The sequence below is a fragment of the Vibrio thalassae genome (assembly GCF_900089835.1).
GTDB classification, from domain to species: Bacteria; Pseudomonadota; Gammaproteobacteria; order Enterobacterales; family Vibrionaceae; genus Vibrio; species Vibrio thalassae.
Map to the genome: position 1 here is coordinate 1 of NZ_OANU01000099.1, position 4,660 is coordinate 4,660.

General features: G+C 44.2%; 5 protein-coding genes. 4 read left to right on the forward strand and 1 reads right to left on the reverse strand.

Translation table 11 applies throughout. The features are described 5' to 3' along the window. A partial coding sequence (locus tag VTH8203_RS19080) for a helix-turn-helix domain-containing protein (protein ID WP_158296086.1) occupies nt 1-112 on the reverse strand: 112 nt, incomplete at its 3' end. A 100-nt stretch (nt 113-212) separates the two neighbouring features. Between VTH8203_RS19080 and VTH8203_RS19085 the strand changes: the two genes are divergently transcribed. The 4 genes from VTH8203_RS19085 (at nt 213) to VTH8203_RS19100 (ending at nt 4,352) form a co-directional block, all read left to right on the forward strand. Further along, the gene (locus VTH8203_RS19085) at nt 213-1,457 is read left to right on the forward strand and encodes a BRCT domain-containing protein (protein ID WP_158296194.1); all 1,245 of its coding nucleotides are present in this window, start codon (nt 213-215) and stop codon (nt 1,455-1,457) included. A gap of 110 nt (nt 1,458-1,567) precedes the next feature. Continuing rightward, nucleotides 1,568-2,080 (forward strand): DUF4314 domain-containing protein, encoded by a 513-nt coding sequence (locus VTH8203_RS19090; protein ID WP_096995065.1) that lies wholly within the window; start codon nt 1,568-1,570, stop codon nt 2,078-2,080. A 120-nt stretch (nt 2,081-2,200) separates the two neighbouring features. Next, on the forward strand, nt 2,201-3,943 hold the full coding sequence (locus VTH8203_RS19095; RefSeq protein WP_096995067.1) for a ParB/RepB/Spo0J family partition protein: 1,743 nt from the start codon (nt 2,201-2,203) through the stop codon (nt 3,941-3,943). Nucleotides 3,944-4,034: 91 nt separating this feature from the next. Next, entirely contained in the window at nt 4,035-4,352 is a 318-nt protein-coding gene (locus tag VTH8203_RS19100; protein ID WP_096995068.1) for a hypothetical protein, read from the forward strand. Nucleotides 4,353-4,660 lie beyond the last annotated feature (308 nt).

Sequence of the window (4,660 nt, forward strand, 5' to 3'; positions counted from 1 at the left end):
GATAAGTGCGAACGGTATTTCTAGAGATACCTAAATCTCGCGCGATGCAGCGGATGCTTTGCCCTTGCTGATGTAAAACGTGTATTTCCACTAGTTGCTCCTGATTGATCATAATCCGCCGCTTTGTCCATTTTACGAACGGATAGTTTGCCTCAGGTGGGTCAATTTTAAATCGGCGTTAGTGGGTCATTTTTACATCGGCGCTGACACTAGTGCTCTACAAAGATATGGACGCTGTAGAAATGCCACTAGAGGATTTTGCACAATGCCACAGCGAAGTTGAAGAAGCGATGCGAACAGGCGACTACAAGTACGATGGTGTAGTCTTTGAGGTAACATCGAAAAAGATCAAAGAATTGATGGGCAGTGGAAGTAAACACCATCACTGGCAGATTGCTGCAAAGCAAAATGAAGCTGGTATAGAAACGGAAGTGACGAAAGTAACGTTTCAAGTTGGAAGAAGTGGCGTTTTAGCTCCAACAGTCCATTTCAAAAAAATCGATTTAGATGGCTCGGAAACGACTAAGGCTACTGGTCATCATGCCCAGAATATTTTTGATAATAAAATCGGTGTGGGCGCGGTAGTCTCTGTAGTGAAAGCCGGATCGGTGATACCGAAAATCGAATCGGTGGTGACACCCGCCACACTCGACAACGTTTACGTACCTACTCATTGTCCAGATTGTGGCCACTCAGTCATCCAAAAAGAATCTAATCTGTATTGCTCCAATGACGATTGCGATGCCAGAGCTGAAAGTAAGATTATTCATTTTTTCAGAACCATAGAAGCGCAGTTGTTCGGTAGAGCTACAGTATCAATGCTGGTTGAACACGGTTTTGATAGCGTAGAGAAAGTGCTGACGATGGATGCGTTTGATTACCGAACGTGTGGTTTGGGAGCTGGACAGGCTGCTAATCTTGTTGCCGAAGTATGTCGAGTAAGAACTGAAAAACTCTATGACTATCTACTGATTGGGGCGTTGGGGATCAGCAATCTAGGCAGAAGCAGCGCGAAAAAAATCTTAGCGGTACATCGTATAGAAGATATGCCGCACCTCTCAACCCAAGAGCTCCTTGAGATAGAGGGTTTTGGTCAACTGACCGCACAAACGGTTTCAGCCAAATTGAGAGATTGTGAGTTGCTCAAGTTCCTACTCGAATCCACCGACTTTAATCTTGTTCACACCAAAGATGAGATACAAAGACAGAAAAAAATAGTCAATGCGTCTACATCGCTTCTATGTGGTAAATACGTAGTTTTCACTGGCAAATGTACGTTGAGTCGTTCTGAAATGGGAGAGTTTGCGGCTTCTTTGGGGGCAATTCCACAAAAATCCATCACATCGCATACGGATTATCTTGTATGTGGAGAGCGCACAGGACAGACGAAAATGGACGCTGCTAGAGCAAAAGGTGTAACTGTACTGAGTGAAACGGAGTTTAGAGAACTGGCATAACCTCATTCAATAAATTTCTAAGGATAAAGCACTTTAGGGTGCTTTTTTATTGCATTGAAAACAAAACACATAGACTGACTGCGACCCTTGAATAGTCATAAGGAGAGGAAATGTTAATACAAAAGGACAAACTCACGTTGTTGCGTAACACGTTCCAGAAAGGAAAAGAGGTGCGTCTAGTCAGCCGCATGAATGACCCTTACCCAATAGAAATAGGGCAGCTTGGTATTGTCAGCCATGTCGATGATGCAGGATCGATTCATATACAATGGGACTGTGGCAGTACACTTGCTGCTATTTATGGAGCCGATGTCGTCAGATTAGTGGAGGTGGATAAAGGATTATCCCGTAGTGAGTTGCTGCAAGCGATTGATACGTTAGTGTTAACACCGATTGGATTAAACCATGCAACTCGTGCTCTTGTTTCCAAAATGAATTGCTATGTATCACAAGGTATGGAATTGATACCGACCGACACAACTTGGTATCAACAAGCACAAGGACAATTGACAGAGGCTATTACCGATCTGCAAGACACAGCAGAACCTCATGTGCTCATGGCTTTGCAAACTCTGTTTTCTTATCTCATGGCGAAGCATCCACCCAAGCGTTATCACCAGTGAAGAAAATTCTCGACAACGCATCGCTAAATATTTAGCGGTGCGTTTTTTATTGCGATTCACGACTTGCATAAAAAAAAGCGAATGTAATCTAGTCACAACTTAACGCAAGGAGAACGACTAATGACTATCGCAACGACAGAGCAGCAGAATACACAAGAGGACGGTATCCTACTTTGGTTAAACCCGAATGAACTACAGCTACCGACCGAATGGGAGAACCCACGCAGCACTATTTCTGACGCTGATTATTCAGACTTACTTGCGTCAGTGAAAGTGAAAGGTGTTCACACACCGGTAGCAGCACGTTATATCTCAACAGGCTATGAGATTGTGGCTGGGTTTACTAGACGCAGATCTGCAATTGAAGCGAACTTGAAAGCTATTCCTGTTCTGGTTCGTCACATGACGGTACAAGAAGCAATTGAACTGGCTATGTCTGAGAACATTGACCGAACGGCTATGTCTACGCTTGACGAAGCTAAAGGATTAAAGCGCATCGTTGCAAATCACAATGGAGACATTAAAGCTGCTGCCTCCGAAATGGGGTGGTCAAAAGCCAAGTTTGACCAGGCTCTACAACTGCTACGTGCGAGTGACCGAGTACAAGGTTTGATTGGTAAGAAACAATCGAATGGCTTTGTGCTGTCAGTAGGTCATGCAGCGCGACTGTCGGCTTTACCAGAAAAAGTACAGGACAAAATATTAGATGTTGTCATTGCTGAACGTATGAGTATCAACGTACTCAAAGACAAGATCCAAAAGGCGATTAAACGCCCATTAAGCAGTGCTTCGTTCTGTCAAAAAGAGTGTGAATCGTGTCCATTCAACACCAAAATTCAAACCACATTATTCTTAGATGATGAAGAATCGGCAGATTGCACAAACCCAACCTGCTTTTCTGAAAAGTCGAAAGCGCACTTTGAGAAGCGTCAACAAGAATTGCAAGACGATTACGGCAAGGTCGTGTTGCTATCCACTGTCGATGGGGCTGTCGGTGTAAGCGAATCAGCCGTTGGCGTGGAGCAATACACAGAGGGTTGTCTGTCGTGCTCTAAGCACTGTGCAATCCTCGTTGATAAAGGTCTAGGTCAAGGGGATATTCGAGAGCATCAATGCCTTGATAAGCCGTGTTTTGATAAGAAAGTCAAAGCTCACACTACTGCTGCAACCGAGCGCAAGAATCAACAAGATCAAGCGACAATGGATAACACTGAGCAATCAAAAGGAAAAGCGGAGAGTACCGCGCAATCTGGCTCGTCAGCAACACAAGGACAGGAGAACAAAGCGTCAAACAAAGAATCTGCGGTTATCCCCAAGCGATTGGTGCTAGAGTCACAAACTGCACTGTCTGAGGTCGCTAAACCTCTATTGCTACAGCATCCATCGTATCACATGGCTTTGGTACTGGCTTCGCTGACTGCGCTGCACACACGCCACTCGAACGTTGAGGAAAAAACGCTTGAGTTTATGAAGCTGACACCACCAGAGCTTGAAAGCAAAATTATGTCGCTGATTGGTGAAATTACCCAAGGGCAATCGATTGAAACACTAAACATTGAGCGTCTAACGATTCGTGCTGCTGAGACTTTTGTGGATGGTTATCAAGAGCAAGCTGTTACTCAATGGACACCAACGAAAGAACGCTTGGAGGCTATGACTAAAACCATTCGAGAACAGGCATTGGTTAAGTCTGGTTTCAAAAAGGCTTTCGTTACTGCCAAGAGCGAAAAAGAGTTTAACGCTCTACTGAACAAGAAAACTGACGAGCAAGTGAAGCTGATCTTAGCGTTTGAGTTCGATTGGTCAGGGTTCGCACCTGATTACTACCGTACCGCTATCAAAACTCAGAAATACAACTACTAACCCTCTATCTTGCTTGGGAAATGCCAATTGCCAATTGCATTTCCCAAACCTCACGTAGCATTAAATCATCAAACAACAGGAGTCATTCAAAATGCTTAACGATCTAATGAAACTTAGAAACGCCTCAGTCACTATTACGGTCAGTGATAACGGTCAAGTAAACCTTGCTGTGTTCTCGGAGGGCAAAACACCGTTGGCACTTACTTTTGCTCAACATAACGCTTACGAGGCCGAGCAAGAGATTCGACAATATTGTTCAACTCAAGCCCCTGTGCAATCTTCCTCTACAGCATCCGACAGCAACACTGCACCGTCAGCAACGACAACAAAAGAGCCTGAACAAGTTAATGCTTCGAGCAGCTTACTTCAAGACGATGACGATGATTTCCTATCGGCTTTTTCTTCATAAATAAGGAGTAATCACTATGGCTACTAAAAAAGAAATCAAGCGAGTATGGCAGATAGGCGCGTCTAAAATCCAAGATCCATTCTCGGCACTACCGTTTAAGCCTGAGGGCTCCCCACAACTAGCATAGAAGAATCATGCAGATGGCATGAAAAAGTAGGCAGATTCATTTTGATCGGCGATCATAGCATCAACTGAAAAGACATGACCCGACGAGCCCCATGAACCTATCCACTATCTTGAATACTTTTTTCTTAATGTCAGCGTTCTCCGCTATCAAAGATAAGAGACGTATCACTGCCGTTCTTGAC